Origin of the sequence: Dyella telluris, assembly GCF_014297575.1 — a bacterium.
Classification (GTDB): domain Bacteria; phylum Pseudomonadota; class Gammaproteobacteria; order Xanthomonadales; family Rhodanobacteraceae; genus Dyella; species Dyella telluris.
Window position 1 is genome coordinate 3,567,777 of record NZ_CP060412.1, and the last position, 16,832, is coordinate 3,584,608.

General features: G+C 65.3%; 19 protein-coding genes. 14 read left to right on the plus strand and 5 right to left on the minus strand.

Translation table 11 applies throughout. The features are described 5' to 3' along the window. Positions 1-12 precede the first annotated feature (12 nt). The 3 genes from holA (at position 13) to H8F01_RS15600 (ending at position 1,874) form a co-directional block, all read left to right on the plus strand. A complete protein-coding gene (gene holA, locus H8F01_RS15590) occupies positions 13-1,023 on the plus strand; it encodes a DNA polymerase III subunit delta (protein WP_187055983.1) in 1,011 nt (336 codons plus the stop codon). Beyond that, the gene (gene nadD / locus H8F01_RS15595) at positions 1,020-1,661 is read left to right on the plus strand and encodes a nicotinate-nucleotide adenylyltransferase (RefSeq protein ID WP_187055984.1); all 642 of its coding nucleotides are present in this window, start codon (positions 1,020-1,022) and stop codon (positions 1,659-1,661) included. The genes holA and nadD overlap by 4 nt, the downstream gene beginning before the upstream one ends. An 84-nt stretch (positions 1,662-1,745) precedes the next feature. Continuing rightward, positions 1,746-1,874, plus strand: a complete 129-nt coding sequence (locus tag H8F01_RS15600; RefSeq protein ID WP_425490031.1) for a hypothetical protein — start codon at positions 1,746-1,748, stop codon at positions 1,872-1,874. 102 nt (positions 1,875-1,976) lie between these two features. Here H8F01_RS15600 and msrB read toward each other — a convergent pair whose 3' ends face one another. Both msrB and H8F01_RS15610 read right to left on the minus strand, forming a co-directional pair. Next, on the minus strand, positions 1,977-2,594 hold the full coding sequence (gene msrB / locus H8F01_RS15605; protein WP_187055985.1) for a peptide-methionine (R)-S-oxide reductase MsrB: 618 nt from the start codon (positions 2,592-2,594) through the stop codon (positions 1,977-1,979). A gap of 29 nt (positions 2,595-2,623) precedes the next feature. Continuing rightward, complete coding sequence (locus H8F01_RS15610) at positions 2,624-4,342, minus strand: cytochrome c biogenesis protein DipZ (protein ID WP_187055986.1); 1,719 nt, start codon at positions 4,340-4,342, stop codon at positions 2,624-2,626. A 484-nt stretch (positions 4,343-4,826) separates the two neighbouring features. Here H8F01_RS15610 and H8F01_RS15615 point away from each other — a divergent pair, with 484 nt between their 5' ends. Then, positions 4,827-5,471 (plus strand): outer membrane protein, encoded by a 645-nt coding sequence (locus tag H8F01_RS15615; RefSeq protein ID WP_187055987.1) that lies wholly within the window; start codon positions 4,827-4,829, stop codon positions 5,469-5,471. A 134-nt stretch (positions 5,472-5,605) separates the two neighbouring features. Here the strand turns inward: H8F01_RS15615 and H8F01_RS15620 are convergent, their stop codons facing one another. Beyond that, positions 5,606-6,253 (minus strand): TonB-dependent receptor, encoded by a 648-nt coding sequence (locus H8F01_RS15620; RefSeq protein WP_187055988.1) that lies wholly within the window; start codon positions 6,251-6,253, stop codon positions 5,606-5,608. Between the two features lie 365 nt (positions 6,254-6,618). Between H8F01_RS15620 and H8F01_RS15625 the strand changes: the two genes are divergently transcribed. The 8 genes from H8F01_RS15625 (at position 6,619) to H8F01_RS15660 (ending at position 12,617) form a co-directional block, all read left to right on the plus strand. Further along, positions 6,619-7,143, plus strand: coding sequence for an RNA polymerase sigma factor (locus tag H8F01_RS15625; RefSeq protein WP_238481263.1), 525 nt, complete (start codon positions 6,619-6,621; stop codon positions 7,141-7,143). Positions 7,144-7,148: 5 nt separating this feature from the next. Beyond that, a complete protein-coding gene (locus tag H8F01_RS15630) occupies positions 7,149-7,808 on the plus strand; it encodes an NrsF family protein (RefSeq protein WP_187055990.1) in 660 nt (219 codons plus the stop codon). A 538-nt stretch (positions 7,809-8,346) separates the two neighbouring features. Then, positions 8,347-8,640: a hypothetical protein gene (locus H8F01_RS15635; protein ID WP_187055991.1), complete on the plus strand. Its 294-nt coding sequence runs from the start codon at positions 8,347-8,349 to the stop codon at positions 8,638-8,640. A 223-nt stretch (positions 8,641-8,863) separates the two neighbouring features. Then, the gene (rsfS, locus tag H8F01_RS15640) at positions 8,864-9,256 is read left to right on the plus strand and encodes a ribosome silencing factor (RefSeq protein WP_187055992.1); all 393 of its coding nucleotides are present in this window, start codon (positions 8,864-8,866) and stop codon (positions 9,254-9,256) included. Between the two features lie 82 nt (positions 9,257-9,338). After that, positions 9,339-9,809 (plus strand): 23S rRNA (pseudouridine(1915)-N(3))-methyltransferase RlmH, encoded by a 471-nt coding sequence (gene rlmH, locus H8F01_RS15645; RefSeq protein WP_187055993.1) that lies wholly within the window; start codon positions 9,339-9,341, stop codon positions 9,807-9,809. Between the two features lie 162 nt (positions 9,810-9,971). Then, positions 9,972-10,421: a GNAT family N-acetyltransferase gene (locus tag H8F01_RS15650; RefSeq protein ID WP_187055994.1), complete on the plus strand. Its 450-nt coding sequence runs from the start codon at positions 9,972-9,974 to the stop codon at positions 10,419-10,421. A gap of 78 nt (positions 10,422-10,499) precedes the next feature. Continuing rightward, positions 10,500-12,017, plus strand: coding sequence for a succinyl-CoA:acetate CoA-transferase ScpC (gene scpC / locus H8F01_RS15655; RefSeq protein WP_187059325.1), 1,518 nt, complete (start codon positions 10,500-10,502; stop codon positions 12,015-12,017). 30 nt (positions 12,018-12,047) lie between these two features. Then, positions 12,048-12,617: a Maf family protein gene (locus tag H8F01_RS15660; RefSeq protein WP_187055995.1), complete on the plus strand. Its 570-nt coding sequence runs from the start codon at positions 12,048-12,050 to the stop codon at positions 12,615-12,617. 157 nt (positions 12,618-12,774) lie between these two features. On the opposite strand, the gene H8F01_RS15665 is transcribed toward H8F01_RS15660, so the two are convergent. Next, positions 12,775-13,656 (minus strand): CPBP family intramembrane glutamic endopeptidase, encoded by an 882-nt coding sequence (locus H8F01_RS15665; protein WP_187055996.1) that lies wholly within the window; start codon positions 13,654-13,656, stop codon positions 12,775-12,777. A gap of 150 nt (positions 13,657-13,806) precedes the next feature. Between H8F01_RS15665 and H8F01_RS15670 the strand changes: the two genes are divergently transcribed. Then, complete coding sequence (locus H8F01_RS15670) at positions 13,807-15,363, plus strand: TerC family protein (protein ID WP_187055997.1); 1,557 nt, start codon at positions 13,807-13,809, stop codon at positions 15,361-15,363. A gap of 68 nt (positions 15,364-15,431) precedes the next feature. Here the strand turns inward: H8F01_RS15670 and H8F01_RS15675 are convergent, their stop codons facing one another. Beyond that, a complete protein-coding gene (locus H8F01_RS15675) occupies positions 15,432-15,824 on the minus strand; it encodes an MAPEG family protein (protein WP_222615778.1) in 393 nt (130 codons plus the stop codon). A gap of 114 nt (positions 15,825-15,938) precedes the next feature. Between H8F01_RS15675 and ypfJ the strand changes: the two genes are divergently transcribed. Further along, the gene (gene ypfJ / locus H8F01_RS15680) at positions 15,939-16,805 is read left to right on the plus strand and encodes a KPN_02809 family neutral zinc metallopeptidase (RefSeq protein ID WP_187055999.1); all 867 of its coding nucleotides are present in this window, start codon (positions 15,939-15,941) and stop codon (positions 16,803-16,805) included. Positions 16,806-16,832 lie beyond the last annotated feature (27 nt).

Consider the following 16,832-nt stretch of genomic DNA (forward strand, 5'->3'; position numbering starts at 1 on the left):
ACGACCCTCGTCATGCCGCTCAATGCCGCGCAATGGCAGAAGTCGCTGACGGCCGACGGCCTGCAGCCGGTCTACCTGCTGGCCGGCGAAGAGCTGCTGGTGCTGGAGGCCGCCGACGCCCTGCGTGCCCAGGCGCGAAGGCTCGGCTACGCCGAGCGCGAAGTGCTGGATGTCGGCAACCATTTCGACTGGGACGACCTGGCGCGTTCGGCCGCCGGCATGTCGCTGTTTGCCACGCGTCGCCTGCTTGACCTGCGCCTGCCCACCGGCCGCCCCGGCACCGAGGGCGCCAAGGCCATCAACGAATTCTGCGCTAACCCGCCGCCGGACGTGACTCTGCTGATCACCGCGACCGAGTGGAGCAACAAGCACGAAGGCGCCTGGACCAAGAATCTCGATGCCGCCGGTGCGCTGGTGGTGTTCAGCGCACCGCGTCCGAACGAATGGGCTTCGTGGATTGGCACCCGCCTCGCATCGCGTGGCCTGTCAGCAACACCGGATGCGGCAGCCCTGCTGGCCGAGCGCGTGGAAGGCAATCTGCTGGCGGCTGCGCAGGAGATCGACAAGCTCGTGGTGCTCCATGGCCAGGGCAAGATCGACGCGCAAGAGATGGAAAATCTCGTGGCGGACAGTGCCCGCTACGACGCATTCAAGCTCACCGACGCCGCGTTCGCGGGTGACGGTGGGCGTGCCTTGCGCATCCTTGCCGGGCTGCATGCCGAAGGCGAGGAACTGATCGGCCTGATGGGCTGGCTGGTGAACCAGTTGCAGCTGGCACTGCGTCTTGCCAATGCCCGTGACTTTGCCGCGCAGGCACGTGCGGAGCGACTGTGGCCCGCGCGCGAGCAGTTGTTCCGCAAAGCGCTGCGCCGGGCGCCGCGCGAGCACTGGCTGCAATGCCTGGCGCGTGCCGCGCGTATCGATCGCATGGCGAAGGGGCGCGAGCAGGGCGATGCGTGGCTGGAAGCCGAGCGCCTGATCGCGGCCATTGCCGAACCACGGGCGGCCGGCGCGCTGGCATGAAGCCGCTGGCGCTTTTCGGCGGCACCTTCGACCCGGTGCATCTGGGGCATCTCAGCGTGGCCTGGGAGGCCTCTGAACTGCTCGACGCCGAAGTACGCCTGATGCCTGCCAACGTGCCGCCGCACCGCAACGCGCCGGCCGCGTCGCCCGCGCAGCGCGTGGCCATGCTCACGGCCGCTTTGCAGGGACAGGATCGCCTGACCCTGGATACGCGCGAGCTGCGCCGCGAAGGGCCGTCTTACACCATCGACACTTTGCGCGAATTGCGCGCCGAGCTGGGCGAACGCCCGCTGGTGCTGCTGCTTGGCGCGGATGCCTTCGCGGGCCTGCCGAGCTGGCAGAGCTGGCGCGAACTGTTCGAGCACGCGCATATCGGCGTGCTCAGCCGGCCGGGTATCGATGCGGCATGGTCGGTGGATCTGGCGCTGGAGATTCTGCCGCGTCGCGTGACCGATGCAGCGTTGCTGCACGAGCTGCCGGCCGGAAAGATGATCGAGTTGGCGGTGACGCCACTGGAAATTTCCGCCACCCGCATCCGCGAACTGTTGGCAGAAGGGCGCGATCCGCGTTATCTGCTGCCGTGCGGTTTGTTCGACGACCCGGCTGTGCTCGACCCCTACCGCAACGCAACTTTGTAGGAGCGCACCCTGTGCGCGACCGCAGCGTCATGTGGTGGACGCGTTGGTTGGTCGCGCACAGGGTGCGCTCCTACAGCTGCTGCCTTGCTGGAAATCTCCGCCACGCGTATCCGCGAACTGCTGGCGGAGGGGCGTGATCCGCGTTACCTGCTGCCCTGCGGATTGTTCGACGCCCCGGCTGTGCTCGACCCCTACCGCAACGCAACCTTGTAGGAGCGCACCCTGTGCGCGACCGCAGCGTCATGTGGCGGACGCGTTGGTTGGTCGCGCACAGGGTGCGCTCCTACAGCTGCTGCCTTCTGCCGTGACACACCACTACGACGTACGCGGCACAAACCTCAGCGCCACCGAATTCATGCAATAGCGTAATCCCGTCGGTGCCGGACCATCGTCGAACACGTGGCCCAGGTGGCTATCGCAACCGGCGCAGCTTACGGCGATACGGTCCATGCCGAACGTACTGTCGTTCTTCTCGATGACGTTCTGCTTCGCGATGGGTTGCCAGAAGCTTGGCCAGCCCGTGCCCGAGTCGAACTGCGTCGCCGCATCGAACAATGCCGTATCGCAGGCGGGACATCGGTAAAGGCCAGGGCCGGTCTTTTCATGTCGCCCGCTGAAGGCACGTTCGGTGCCGGCGCGACGCATCACGTAGTAGGCGTCGTCGCTGAGGCGTTCGTGCCACTGGGCATCGTTGAGCACGAGCTTGCGCGCATGGCAGGGGCCGAGCTTGTGTCCGTCATCGGCGAAGCACATGAGCAACACGTCGCCACCGGTGGCCATCGGCGTGGCGGCCATGGCTTCGCCGCCCAGCCCGCGGCGCCGGAAAAACGTCGGTAGTGCAAAGCCTCCAATGGCAGCCATCGCTCCTCCTGTCAGCGCTGCCCGCAGAAAGCGGCGCCTTTCCAGCTTGACGATGTCCTGTGTGCGGGACATGGCAACCTCCGTGAGGTCAGGGATGCATATCAGCCAAAGGTGAAGGCGTAAGCCTGGACGCCGGGATCAAGGAAGGTGATCTCGAACGTGCGCTCGCCGGTGCCGATGGCCTGGCGGACCAGCTGGTACAGGCGCTGCGATGTCACCGTGCCGTTGCCATCGGCGTCGGTATCCATCCCGTGGTCGGCGCCTGGCGACTTGCCGTCGATGGTCACGCGGAAGCGCACCGGCTTGCCGTCATGGCCCGGGCCCAGCACCAGGTGCAGGTCGCGCCCACGGAAGCGGTAGACGATGCGACCGTTCACGGCATCCGATTGGGCGTTCTCGTCGCGCACGGTCCAGCGGCCATCGAACGCCCACTGATTGACCATCAAGGTGCCGGGCGCCTGATAGGTCCATGCATCGTCATGCGCCACCTTGCCGCCGGCGAAATTCTCTGCACGTGCGTAACCCACGTAGGTTTCCGGCGAGCGCATGGCATCGCCCGAACCGGCGGCTTCCGCGCCCTGGGCACCGGGTTGCACGTAACCGCCCGGAAGGTCCTTCTGTCCGGCTTCGGTGAGCAGCTGGCGGATCACATCCTCACTCTGTTCGTACTCGCCTTCGCCGAAGTGGTGATGGCGGATGCGCCCCTGCGTGTCGATGAAGTAATGCGCCGGCCAGTACTCGTTGTTGAAGCCTTTCCAGATGGCGTAGTCATTGTCGAGCGCCACCGGGTAATCGACGCCCAGATCCTTGATCGCCTTGCTCACGTTTTGCGGGTCTTTCTCGAACGCGAACTCGGGGGCATGCACGCCGATCACCACCAGGCCGTGATCCTTGTACTTGTCGGCCCAGCCGCGCACGTAAGGCAACGAGCGGATGCAGTTGATGCAGGAGTAGGTCCAGAAGTCGACCAGCACCACCTTGCCGCGCAGTGACGGTGCCGACAGCGGGGGGCTGTTGAACCATTGCGTGGCACCGTCCAGCGACGGCAGTTCACCTTCCACTGGCAGCGGCTCGCCTTGTTTCACCACGGGTTGCGGTGCCGGGGCAGGGCGGGCGGCATCCAGCAGTTTCTGTTCGATACCGCCGGTACTGGCCAGCGACACGCGGGTAAGCACGCCGGTGTCCAGGCCAAGTGCAATGGCCGCCACGCCGGCGAGCACGAGTACGCCCAAGGCACGGCGTACCCATTCGCCAGCGCCCAGCGTGCGCTTCATGAGGGTGAACACGCGACCGCCGATGGCCAGCGCCAGTGCCAGCGACGTGGCCGCTCCGGCGGCATAGGTAAGCAGCAGCAATGAGGTCTGCAGGCTTGCGCCGTTGAGCGCAGCGCCGGTCAGCAGCAGGCCGAGGATGGGGCCGGCGCAGGGGGCCCACAGCAGGCCGGTGGCCACGCCCAGGCCGGCGGCGGACCAGATCGAATCCTGGCGCTCCGACTGTTGCGACAACCGGTTGCCCAGCGCCACGAACGGGCGGCTGATCCACTCGGCAAACCGGGTCGACAGCAGCGTCAGCCCCAGCACCGCCAGCACGGCCATGCCGATCAGGCGGCCGTACTGGTTGGCGCGAATGGCCCAGCCGCCACCCACGGCGGCCAGCGTGGCGACCAGGGCGAAGGTCAGCGCCATGCCGATCAGCATAGGCAGGCCGTTGCGGGCGAAGGGGCGGTCCGCCCGGGCGAACACGAACGGCAACACCGGCAAGATGCAGGGGCTGAGGATAGTCAGCACGCCGCCGAGGTAGGCAAGGATCAGCACGAGCATGGGTGCGAGGTCCGGTGGGAAGTCATGAGGTCATTCGTTCCTGACGTCGCCGAGGTTACCTGCCTGCTATGGAATGCGGGGGGCGCAGGCCTCCGGGGCCGGCTGCATCGACGTTCCCTGTCCGTATGCGGGCGACGGGGCTTCAAGGCCAAGGTTCCCCGTGGAGTGACGCCCTGGGAGCTTCCCGTATGTTGCCGCGTTGGTGGACCGGTGCGCGCAGCCTGGAAAGCCATGATCCGCGATGCACATCGTGCGCATGCGATGCGGTGGGGTGCCGGGAAACTGCACGAAACTCCGGTAATTCCGATAGATCCAACCCTTGAGCTACGGGCTCAATAGCAACGGCAGTTATTTGCGAACCGCCATGGACGGTGGCGATTGCCGTTGTTCCCCACCCCGGCAACGACATTCAACGTCTGCCTGATCCAGCCAGCGACGGTCGCGCCTATCTGCCAGTCCCGCAGTCTCTAACAGGATTCACTTCATGAAAAAGCTGATCTCCATCGTTGCCCTGTCGGCAGCACTCGTATCCCCCCTGACGGCCGCGCTGGCGTCCGACCAGAACGACGGTGGCTTCTTCGTCCGTGGCACCGCCGGCCAGTCCGACTATCGCGTCAGCAGCCAGTTCTTCTCCAGCAACACGAACTTCGGTTGGAGCCTTGGTGGGGGCTACCGCTGGGCAACCTCGTCCGGCAACTGGGGTATCGATGCGGGCTACGTCGATCTTGGTGAGGCCAAGCTCAACAATAACTACGTGGACTATGAGTCGGGCCTTGGCCTCAGCACCCGGGGCAAGCTTGCCACCCATGGCTGGTCCCTTGGCGGCAACTACCTGTACCAGTTCAACGACAACTGGAACTTCCAGGCCCGCACCGGCCTGCTCTTCAGCAAGACGCGCGCTACCGTCACGCTCAGCGGCGACGCCCTGGGTTTCACCACGGATCCGCTTCGCGCCAGCTCCAATGACACCAGCTGGTACGGCGGTATTGGTGTCGGTTACGACTTCAACCGGAACCTTGGCGTGGCCCTGACCTACGACTACTACCAAATTGGTAGCTACAAATACAGCCAGCGTAGCGACTCGATGCACGCCAGCATGCTTTCGGTGGCGGCTGAGTATCGCTTCTAAGGTTGAGCGTGGCGGGATGGGGCGGACATGGAGATATCACTTCAGTTCGCCTTGTCCGGCCAACTTTCCAGACGGCGAAGACAAAAAAGGCCCGGCATGTTGCCGGGCCTTTTTTTGTCTTCGGATCACGTGGATCAGAAGCTGGCGCGAACACCCACGTTGATGACGTCGGTGGTGTCATTGCTGACGCGAACGCCGCCTTCCACCGCCCACATCGGGGTGAAGCTATAGACCAGGCCGAACTGGCCAAAGACGTTGCCCTCGCCGTTGCCGTTGGCCACCTTGTCGTAGCCGATGTAGGCGTTGGCGGTGAGCTTGTCCGTCACGCGGCCCATCACGCCGGTGTTGACGGTCCACATGTTGTTGCTGGCGTTGTAGCGGATGCAGTAGTCATCCAGGCACATGTGGTTGCTGTTCTTGTTGTGCTGGTAGGACACCTGGGTGACCCAGTCGGCACGGCTGCCGATGCTGGCGTCGTAACCGAAGCCCAGCGACCACGGCTTGACCTTCGGGTGCCAGTAGAAATGACCGATGATCGGGTCGTAGCTCGACACCTTGTTGAAATCGATGGAGCCGTAGCTGCCGAACACCTGGTAGTTGTTGGCAAAGCCGTAGGAGCCGCTCAGCTGGCCGCCCTGCGCCACGCCGGCATTGCCCGCCTGGGTGATGTTGACGTAATCGAGCTGCACGTAGGTGTAGCCGATGCCGTTTTCCTGCGTGGCCTGGGCGGCGATGGGCGCGACCATGGCGGCGAACGCCATGGCCAAAAGAGTCTTCTTCATGGTGGTGCTTTCCTTGCGATGAGATACGGGAGTCAGGCTGCTCAGGCGAGCCAGCTGACAATTTGACCAATCGACGGAAAGCAGTGGCTATCGGAAGCCTCTGAAATAAAAAGAAAAGAACGGGTCTCCGGGGAACCCGTGGCCTGGTTGGTGTCGCGCGATGGCGTCCGGCAGGTAACCGCGGGTCGAGGTGCAGCGAACAGCCAGAAAGGATTTCGTGGCGTTCCGTGATGACCACCAGCTTGACCGCGCCCTGCACGATGGTTCTAGATAGCGTCCTTTCCCGTCGGGCAAGGATCCATGTCACCGTGAGCGATGCGGCTGTCTCCGTGGGCGACATGCAGGAGCGTCAGCGCGCGTCATGGATGGCTGCGGCCCAGGGTGGCGATCGACGGGCTTACGAGCAGGTGCTGGCGGCATCGGTGCCGCTGATACGCTCGGTGGCTCGGCGCCAGGGCGTGTCGGTGGATTTGCTGGACGATGTTGTCCAGGAGACGTTGCTTACGGTGCACCGGGTTCGCCATACCTACGACCCTTCGCGCTCCTACGATGCATGGCTCGCAGCGCTGGCAGGCCGACGCGCCATCGATGCCCTGCGCAGCCACGGGCGACGTGGGCGCAGGGAGGTGCACGACGACCTGGCGTACGACATGCATCCGGATATCGACGACGCCACTGCAGCGGCCGAACGGGAGCAGGAGGCGCAGCGCCTGCATGAAGCCATCGCGTCCCTGCCGCCGGGACAGCGCGAGGCGGTGGAGCAGCTGGGACTCAAGGAGCAGTCGCTGGCCGAAGCCTCCGCGCAAACAGGGCGCCAGACCGGCGCCCTGAAGGTCAACCTGCATCGCGCGATGAAAGCGCTGCGTACACGCTTCCACGGAGATTCCTGAGCACCATGGCCGAACCGCGACTCCCCGAGTCACTGATCCAGTCGCTGGGCGATCAGCTCACGCCGGTGCGGCGACTGCCGCCCCCGTGGCGCCGCACGCTCGGCTGGCTGTTGGTGGTGGCGGTGATGGCCGCGGGCCTGTTGGCGCACTTCGGCGCCGATCCCATGATTCGTCGTTGGATCGCCGAGCCGGATATCGCGGTGGCCGGCGTCGGCGCGGTGCTCACGGCCGCGTGCGCGGCGTGGGCTGCCTTCGAGTTGGGTGTGCCGGGACGTTCCTGGCGATGGACCTTGCTGCCGCTGCCCTGGCTGTTGCTGTGGGTGGGCGCCAGCGGGCTCGGCTGCCTGCACGACTGGCTGGGGCCTACGGCGCATATTGCTCACTTCAACGAAGCGAGCGATTGCCTGCTGTTCATCGTCAGCTTCTCCGTGCCGCTTTCCATCCTGCTCACCTGGCTGTTGCGGCGCGCCTGTCCGCTGCGCCCGGTGCTGGCGGCGGTGATGATCGGGCTGGCTTCGGCGGCCGCCTCCGCGGCGCTGCTGGAAATCTGCCATGCGTTTGCGGTGGCTGCCACGGATCTGCTCACGCACGCGCTGGCGGTGGCCATCGTGGTGCTGGCGAATGCATTGATGGGTGGTCGTTTGCTGCAGCCTTCGTTGAAGTAGCGCGGTTATGTGCAGGTCTGACGACAGTCGCCACGTCAGCGCAGCGTCATCAACCGCAGCAGCATGCTGGCTGCGGGGGCAGGTTGCAGCTGTTGCGTTGCAGCACCGCACAGTGATGGTCACGAACCTCCCGGCTGATTGTTCGTCCGCGAGTTCCGGTGATCAGTGAGACGGTCCCTGATGTGAGGAAAACGCGTCATGCCAAACCGTGTTGTGGGCAGCGCAGCAATCGCAATTTATTGCCGTGGCACTGTCCATATTCCAACTGAATGAAGGGATCGCTTCGTCGCATTCGTTTCGGGCGTGAAGGTATACGCTGTCTGAAGCAGGGGCGCCGGTAGCCCGGAAAAGCCGGCGAAGTGGATTCACGGACCAGGGACGGACCGTTCGCATCGCGCTGGAGTGCTGATGCGGCGTGGCCGGCGTCGATGTGCTCGGGGCCGGATTGCTGCAGTCGTTCAGGACGGACGATGGCGGCTGTTCCATGGAAGTGCGGCACGCCCGCACGTCACCTCACCGCTTCTGGAGATACCTGACCATGAAAGTTTCCCGTTACGCCGTACTCGCCTTTGCGACCGCCGTCGTGTTTGGTCTTGCCATGTCGCCTGTGATGGCACAGAGCACCGCGCCGCAGTCGGCCCAGGACGCCAGCAAGGACGCGATGAAGTCCAGTTCGGATGCGATGAAATCCAGTTCGGATTCCATGAAGTCTGCCAACGATTCGATGAAAAGCGATTCGATGAAGAGCGACAGCACCGGCACCAGCACGCACCACAAGAAGCAGCACAAGAAGAGCAGCGCGCCTGCCTCCTCGTCCACCGCCGGTCATTGATCCGCTGACGCTTCGCCGGAGGCCCCCTTCCTGCCAAAGGGGGCCTCTTTTTTTGGGGTTCGAGGGCACGGTTCGGGGGATACCTGTCGCGGCTGGCCGGGACAGGGTGGTGAGCCGGCCCTCTTGAGCCCCTTGCTGCCCCGTTTGACATGGGCTTGAGAAGGGTCCGTTATACTGTGCCTGCGCCATCCCGCGCATCGATCCCGCATCGAGGCAAACGCACTTGAGTCAGACCGCCAAGCGCAGCACCAAATCCGCCACCACGGCGGTGGTTCGCCAGCAAGTTCTCAACGCTCTGGACGAACTGAAGGCCAAGGACATCCGTGAAATCGATGTCCGCGGCAAGACCTCCATCGCCGATCTGCTGGTCATCGCTTCCGGCACTTCCGCGCGCCACGTGAAATCCATTGCCGACGAAGTCGTCAAGTTCGCCAAGCAGGCGGGCGTGATGCCGCTCGGCGTGGAAGGCGAGCAGGAAGCCGAATGGGTGCTGGTAGACCTGGGTGACGTGATCGTCCACGTCATGTTGCCGCGCATCCGCGAGTTCTACGGCCTGGAAAGGTTGTGGACCGTGGGTGATCGCGAAGTCGACGCCGAACTCGCCAGCGCGGGCTGATGCCCGCTTTCTGGCGGATCCTGTCGCGCGCTGCCACGCGCGCGACGCTCCCGCTGTTTCCTCGATTTTTGGGTTGTGACGCATGCGTGCCCGCCTGATCGCCGTCGGTGAACGCATGCCCGCCTGGGTGGCGGAAGGCTTCGCCGAATACCGCAAGCGGCTCTCGCATGAGCTTCCGCTGGAACTGATCGAGCTCAAGCCAGGCACCCGTGGCAAGGGGCGCGATGACGCGCGCGCGATCCAGGACGAGGGGGCTTCCATCCTGGCCGCATTGCCGCGCGACATCCATGTGGTTGCACTGGATGGCCGCGGCAAGACGTGGTCCAGCGAAGACCTTGCCGCGCAACTGGAGAAGTGGCGCATGTCAGGCCGTGATCTGGCCTTTCTCATCGGCGGTCCCGACGGACACGCGCCCGACGTGCTGGCGCGTGCGGACCAGTCGTGGTCGCTCGGGCCGCTGACCTTGCCGCACATGCTGGTGCGGCTGGTGCTGGCCGAGCAGCTCTATCGCGCCACCACGCTGTTGTCCGGGCATCCGTATCACCGCGCCTAGCCGGTTGCCCTGAAGGGCTGGTGTCCCGGCGCGCCGCAAGTCGCCCGGCGAGCGCGCCGCGTTGGGCCAGCCAGAGCCGCGCATTTTCTCCGGAAAGTGGTCATAGAGGCGTGCGCTGCGCACACGCATACTGGCGGTCACATCACCAGGGCGAGCACGCGCATGTCGATCACGGTACGCCAGGCCACCATCCATGATCTTGAACTCATCGCGCCCCTGTTCGATGCGTACCGGGTCTTCTACGGGCAGGCGTCGGATGTCGCGGCGGCGGCGCGCTTTCTGCGCGAGCGCTTCGAGCACCACGAATCGGTGGTGATGCTGGCGGTGGACGAGGACGGGGAGGGCGCCGGTTTCGTCCAGTTGTACCCGCTGTTCACCTCGGTACGGATGGCGCGTCTTTATCTGCTCAACGACTTGTTTGTCGCACCCGGGGGGCGCCGGCGCGGGGTGGGTGCGGCGCTGATGCATCAGGCAGCCGATGCCGCGCGCGCCCTCGGTGCCGTGGGCATGATGCTTACCACGGCGCACACCAATCTCGCTGCACAAAGGCTTTACGAGTCCCTGGGGTGGCAGCGCGACACGGAATTCCGCGAGTACGTCCTGCGGTTCTGAGCACCCGACCATCGTCTACCTTGCCAATCGTTTGACGTTTCCGCGCGCTACCATTCGCCGAATTGCAGTGCAGGAGACATCCACGTGGACAAGCGCATCCGCCATGCGGGGCTGGCCGCCAAGGTCATGACAGCCGCCGAGGCAGCGGAACTGATCGATCACGGCATGACGATCGGCATGAGTGGCTTTACCGGTGCGGGCTACCCCAAGTCCGTGCCGCAGGCGCTCGCGGCGCGCATGGTCGCCACGCACGAGCGCGACGAACCGTTCCGCGTGCGCGTGCTGACGGGTGCATCCACCGCGCCGGAGCTCGATGGCGCGCTGGCGCGGGCCGATGGCATCGACCTGCGCCTGCCGTACCAGTCCGACCCGGAACTGCGCGCGCGCATCAATCGTGGCGAGATGGATTACCTGGACATCCACCTGAGCCACGTCGCGCAGTACGCGTGGTTCGGTTTCTTCGGCAAGATCGACCTGGCCGTGATCGAGGCCACCGCGATCATGCCCGACGGCAGCCTGATGGCCTCCTCGTCGGTGGGCAACAACAAGACGTGGCTGGACCTCGCCGACAAGGTAATCGTGGAGGTGAACCACTGGCAGCCGCTCGAAATGGATGGCATGCACGACATCTATTACGGCACGGCCCTGCCGCCGCACCGCAAGCCGATTCCGCTGCTCAAGCCATCGGACCGCATCGGCGAGCCGTACCTGCGGCTTGATCCCGACAAGGTTATCGCGGTGGTGGAAACCAACGCGCCGGACCGCAACAGCGCGTTCGCGCCGCTGGATGACTGCTCGCGACAGATCGCCGGCAACCTGATCGAATTCTTCCGCCACGAGATTGCCAGGGGCCGCCTGGACAAGCAGCTGCTGCCGCTGCAGTCGGGCGTGGGCAATATCGCCAATGCGGTGCTCGCCGGCCTGCGCGAGGGCGGTTTCAGCGGCCTGAACGCGTTCACCGAAGTGATCCAGGACGGCATGCTGGACCTGCTCGAGCACGACGTGCTGTCGGTGGCATCGGCCACGTCGTTCTCGCTCAGCCCCGCCGGTATCGAGCGCTTCCTCGACAAGATCGACTTTTTCCGCAAGCGGATCATCTTGCGCACGCAGGAGATTTCCAACCATCCCGAGCTGGTGCGCCGCCTGGGCTGCATCGCCATGAACGGCATGGTGGAGGCCGACATCTACGGCAACATCAATTCCACCCATGTTGCCGGCACCAGCATCATCAACGGCATCGGCGGATCGGGCGACTTCGCGCGCAACGGTTTCCTGTCCTGCTTCCTCACACCGAGCACCGCCAAGAATGGTGCGGTGTCGTGCATCGTTCCCATGGTGAGCCACGTGGACCACACCGAGCATGACGTGTCGGTGATCGTCACCGAGCAAGGCCTGGCCGACCTGCGTGGCCTGTCGCCGCGCCAGCGCGCCAAGGTGGTGATCGAGCGCTGCGCGCACCCGAGCTATCGCCCCATGTTGCAGGACTATTTCGAGCGGGCCCTGCACAACAGCCGCGGCAAGCACACACCGCACCTGTTGCAGGAGGCGCTGTCATGGCACCAGCGTTTTCTCGACAGCGGCGATATGAGACCTTAAGGGTCCGTACCGCTGCCCGGGCTGCTGGCCATGCTCTACCTTGCTTCCCAATCCCCGCGTCGCAAACAGCTGCTCGAGCAGATCGGCGTGCACTTCCGCATTGTCGACGTCGACGTACCCGAGCAGCGCGCCCTGGGTGAATCACCCCGCGATTACGTCAGCCGCGTGGCCCGCGAGAAGGCGAGGGTGGGCATGTCGATGCTGGAGCAGGACGGCGTGGCCGTGCTCGGTGCCGACACCGAAGTGGTGCTCGACAACGAGGTATTTGGCAAGCCCGATGACGCGGAAGACGCGGCCGGCATGCTGCGTCGCCTGTCGGGTCGCGTGCATGAGGTGATCTCCACCGTGTGGCTGGTTACCCGTGCGGGCGAGTGGTCCGACACCAGTCTCTCGCGCGTGACCATGCCCACGCTGGACAACGCCACCATCGAGGCCTACATCGCCACCGGCGAACCCTTTGGCAAGGCAGGCGCGTATGCCATCCAGGGGCATGGCGCCAAACTGATCGAGCACCTCGATGGCAGCCATTCCGGCGTGATGGGCCTGCCGGTGTTTGAGACGGCGCGACTGCTGCGCGCGCATTCGCTGATTCGCGCCTGATCATAGACCTGCGCAATCCACTGCAGGAGCGGACTTGTGCGCGACTGGTGCCGCAGCCTGGGACGTGAGCGCCTGGTCGCGGGAGGCATGTTCTGCCATGACGGCATATTGTGGGCTTCGGTCGCGCGCAAGCGCGCTCCTACAGGACAGCTAGCCTTCACTGGCTCAGCATGAACCACGACACCACGGCCAGCAGGTTGTTCATGCCGTGGGCTACGACGGCGGGCCAGATCGAGCCCGACTGCACCCGCAGCCAGCCGAGGATGATGCCCAGCAGGGCCAGGTTGGGCAGGGCGTACCAGAGGAAGGACAGGTCGGGCAGATGCACGCAGGCGAACAGCAGCGCCGACAGCACGATGGCCGCACCGTTGCCGGTGTAGCGCGCGATGGCCGAGAGCAGTACCCCACGAAACAGCAGTTCCTCCACCATCGGGCCGATGCTTATCACCAGCAGCGCCAGCGGCACACGCAGTGCGAGCGAGGTGTTGGCGCCCAGTTGCTTGATGTCCTGGCTGACCTCGTGGCCTTGCGCCAGCCATTGCGTGAGCACGCCGCCGACGATGGGCATCATCACGCCAGCGGCCAGCGCGGCGACGTAGAAAGCGAGGTGTGGAGACGAAGTGAAGCCCAGGCCGGGCGGCGCGCCCTCGGACCATAGCCGTGGCCACCAGCGACGGCTCAGCTGGGTGATGACGGCCGCCGAGACCACCAGTGTGACGATGACCGCCGCCGCCGTGGCGTCGGATTGCCCCAGCCAACGTCGACCCAGGGGAATCAGGTCGCCGAACCCGCCGCCCTGGTGGAGCGTGGCGATGGCGCCGGCCAGCAAGGTGACCAGGCTCCCTACGGCAAGCTGCAGCAGGAAGTACATCGCAATGAGCGCGATCGCCTGCCATGGCGTCGGTGCGGGCGATGTCTGGTCCGGCGGCGAAACGGTCAGGTCGGTCAAACGGTTCGCATCCATCGAAAACAATCCAGGGCGCTGGCGCGCAGGGCAGGGCTGGCGGCCGGTTTCGCGCCCACCGGTCCACGTGTTCACGCTATTCCTTGCCGGCGTGCGTGCCAATCCTGTCCTTTGGCAGGGTCAGCGCACACCCTGCAGGCCGCGGGGCTGTCACCGCGTTCACGACAGTGCCCTGTATAGTGACGGGACGTTCCAAGGAGGAAACCGGCGCTCAGGCGCCAGCCCATGTTTGCATTCGACTGGCTGTCCGACCCGACTGCGTGGGCGGGTCTCCTCACCCTGGTGGTGCTGGAGATCGTCCTTGGCATCGACAATCTCGTTTTCATCGCGATCCTCGCCGACAAACTGCAGGTGAAGGAGCGCGACCGGGCCCGGGTGCTCGGTCTCTCGCTGGCCCTCGTGATGCGACTGGCCCTGCTGGGCGCGATGTCGTGGCTGGTGAAACTCACCACGCCGATCCTCACCCTGGGTGCCGTCTCTTTCTCGTGGCGCGACATCATCCTGCTGCTCGGTGGCGCGTTCCTGCTGTTCAAGGCCACGGTGGAACTGCACGAGCGCCTGGAACCGGACGACCACGGTGACGCGGCCAAGCGCGCGCCGGCGCGCTTCTGGCTGGTGGTGGCGCAGATCGTGGTGCTGGACGCGGTGTTCTCGATCGACTCGGTGATCACTGCCGTAGGCATGGTCGATCACCTGTCGGTGATGATGATTGCCGTAGTGGTGGCGATGATCCTGATGATCAGCGCGAGCAAGCCGCTGACCAGCTTCGTCAACGCACGACCGACGGTGGTGATCCTGTGCCTGTCGTTCCTGCTGATGATCGGTTTCAGCCTGGTCGCGGAAGCTTTCGGATTCCACATTCCGAAGGGCTATCTGTACGCCGCGATCGGTTTCTCGATCATGATCGAGGTGTTCAACCAGACCATGCGCCGCAATCGCCAGCGCAGTCTGTTGGGCAGCGCGCGCAACCTGCGCGACCGTACCGCGATGGCCGTGCTGAACCTGCTGGGAGGCGCGGGCGGGGACGACGAAGATGCCACGCCCAAGGCGGCCGCGGCGCATGCCGACGGCAATGTCGCCGTGTTCGGCAAGGACGAGCTGGCGATGGTGCAGGGCGTGCTGGATCTGGCACACCGCCCGGTCCGCTCGATCATGACGCCGCGCCCGGAGATCAACTGGGTGGATCCGCGTGAGAGCCCCGAACAGCTGCGCGCGGAAGTCACCGCCTCCAGTCATGCCTGGTTGCCGGTGGCTGGCGACGACCTGGATCAGCTGGTCGGCGTGGCATCGTCGCGCGACCTGCTGGCCAGCCTGCTGGAACACGGTCGCATCGATGTCGAACAGGTGGTGCGCAAGCCGCTCACCGTGCTGGAGTCGCTGAGCGTGTTGCGCCTGATCGAAGAATTCCGTCGCCAACCGCTGCAAGTGGCGCTGGTGGTGGACGAGTACGGCAGCGTGCTCGGTCTGGTGACGCCCACCGATGTGCTGGAAGTGATCGCCGGCGAGTTTCCCGGCGAGGACAGCGGCGACCCTTCCACCGTGCAGGAAACCGACGGCAGCTGGATGCTCGACGCCAGCCTGGACCTGCGCCGCGTCGAACACCTGCTCGGCTACCGGCTTACCGGCGACGACAGCTTTTCCACGCTGGCCGGTTACGTGCTGGAAAAACTGGGGCGCCTGCCCGGCGTGGGCGACACCTTCCTTAGCGAAGGGTTGCGCTTCGAGGTGGTGGCGATGGATGGCGCGCGTATCGAGCGGCTGAAGGTGAATCCGGTCGAATAAGGGGAGGGGAGTCGCGCACAGGGCGCGCTCCCGCGGTGGCCCGCACCCTGTGCGCGAGTCGGGCCGCCTCAGCCCGCCATGATGGCCCGTACCAACCCGACCACGCCCAGCAGGAGCGTCGCGGCCCAGCCGGCCATGGACACCATGAAGCCCGGGCCGCGCTTGGCCGCATCCTGCAGATAGCTCACCGCGTACCACGCCCGGCCAATCAACCACACCAGGCCCGCCAGGCCGGCCCACAGCGGCGCGCTGTACTGAGCAGCCAGCCACAGGGACGGCAGGAACATCACCGTCGATTCCAGCGTGTTCATCTGCACGCGCAGGGCCCGTTCAAAGCCCTCGTGCCCGGTGACGGCCGGCGCCTTGATGCCGTGCTTTTCGCGGGCGTGACCTACCGCCCACATGGTGCCGAACTGAAGCAGGACGGTAAGCACGACAATGATGGCGGGCAGGTGCTGGATCATGGGGAATTTCCACAAATGAAAGACCGCCCACTTTAGTGAGGGCGCGCCCATGGCGGGAGGGGGCGGGAGACGTTATCGTCTGGCGATCGTGGGACATGCGAGGGCCGTCATATGGATTGGCAGAAGGGCGAACGCAGTCAGAACGTCGAGGTCGACAGTGGCGGCGGTGGCGGACCCCGTTTCGGCGGCGGTCGCGGGCTGGGGCTGGGCGGCATCGTCATCCTGGCCATCCTGGGCCTGGTGTTCTTCAAGGATCCCACCGCACTGTTGAATCAGGTGGACACGTCTGGTCAGCAGCAGGTGGCCGCGCCCAGCGGCCAGCCGGCACAGGTCGATCCGCAGACCAAGGATTTCGTCAGCGCGGTGCTCGGTTCCACCGAGAAGACCTGGAGCGACATTTTTGCCGCCCATGGCCGCCAGTACGTGGACCCCAAACTGGACCTGTTCAGCGGCGGCGTGAATACCGCCTGCGGTGCAGCCTCCACGGCGGTCGGGCCGTTCTATTGCCCCGGTGACCAGAAGGTCTACCTGGACGTGGCGTTCTTCCAGGAGCTGGAAAACCGCTTCCATGCAGCCGGCGATTTCGCCCGGGCCTACGTCATTGCGCACGAGGTGGGTCACCACGTGCAGAACCTGCTGGGCATCTTCGACCAGGTGGAGCAGGCACGCCGGCGCGGTGCACCGATGGAAGGCGCGGACGGCCTTTCCGTGCGGCAGGAGTTGCAGGCGGACTGTTTCGCCGGCGTGTGGGCCAACCACAGCCAGCAGCGGCTGAACTGGCTGCAGCCGGGCGACATCGAATCGGCGCTCAACGCCGCCAGCAAGATTGGTGACGACGCGCTGCAGCAGCAGGCACAGGGCAGGGTGGTGCCCGACTCGTTTACGCACGGCACCTCGGCGCAGCGCGTGAAGTGGTTCAAGGCGGGCTTCGAGAGCGGCGACATGGCGAGCTGCAACACCTTCGCCGGGCAGCCGTAAGCACGCACGGCGGGCACCCGAACCCGG

Excerpts from the sequence above, each read along its gene's own strand:
- holA (WP_187055983.1), top strand. The coding sequence starts at position 13 with ATGCCGCTCAATGCCGCGCAATGGCAGAAGTCGCTGACGGCCGACGGC.
- nadD (WP_187055984.1), top strand. The coding sequence starts at position 1,020 with ATGAAGCCGCTGGCGCTTTTCGGCGGCACCTTCGACCCGGTGCATCTG.
- msrB (WP_187055985.1), bottom strand. The coding sequence starts at position 2,594 with ATGTCCCGCACACAGGACATCGTCAAGCTGGAAAGGCGCCGCTTTCTG.
- H8F01_RS15610 (WP_187055986.1), bottom strand. The coding sequence starts at position 4,342 with ATGCTCGTGCTGATCCTTGCCTACCTCGGCGGCGTGCTGACTATCCTC.
- H8F01_RS15615 (WP_187055987.1), top strand. The coding sequence starts at position 4,827 with ATGAAAAAGCTGATCTCCATCGTTGCCCTGTCGGCAGCACTCGTATCC.
- H8F01_RS15620 (WP_187055988.1), bottom strand. The coding sequence starts at position 6,253 with ATGAAGAAGACTCTTTTGGCCATGGCGTTCGCCGCCATGGTCGCGCCC.
- H8F01_RS15625 (WP_238481263.1), top strand. The coding sequence starts at position 6,619 with ATGGCTGCGGCCCAGGGTGGCGATCGACGGGCTTACGAGCAGGTGCTG.
- H8F01_RS15630 (WP_187055990.1), top strand. The coding sequence starts at position 7,149 with ATGGCCGAACCGCGACTCCCCGAGTCACTGATCCAGTCGCTGGGCGAT.
- H8F01_RS15635 (WP_187055991.1), top strand. The coding sequence starts at position 8,347 with ATGAAAGTTTCCCGTTACGCCGTACTCGCCTTTGCGACCGCCGTCGTG.
- rlmH (WP_187055993.1), top strand. The coding sequence starts at position 9,339 with ATGCGTGCCCGCCTGATCGCCGTCGGTGAACGCATGCCCGCCTGGGTG.
- H8F01_RS15650 (WP_187055994.1), top strand. The coding sequence starts at position 9,972 with ATGTCGATCACGGTACGCCAGGCCACCATCCATGATCTTGAACTCATC.
- H8F01_RS15660 (WP_187055995.1), top strand. The coding sequence starts at position 12,048 with ATGCTCTACCTTGCTTCCCAATCCCCGCGTCGCAAACAGCTGCTCGAG.
- H8F01_RS15670 (WP_187055997.1), top strand. The coding sequence starts at position 13,807 with ATGTTTGCATTCGACTGGCTGTCCGACCCGACTGCGTGGGCGGGTCTC.
- ypfJ (WP_187055999.1), top strand. The coding sequence starts at position 15,939 with ATGGATTGGCAGAAGGGCGAACGCAGTCAGAACGTCGAGGTCGACAGT.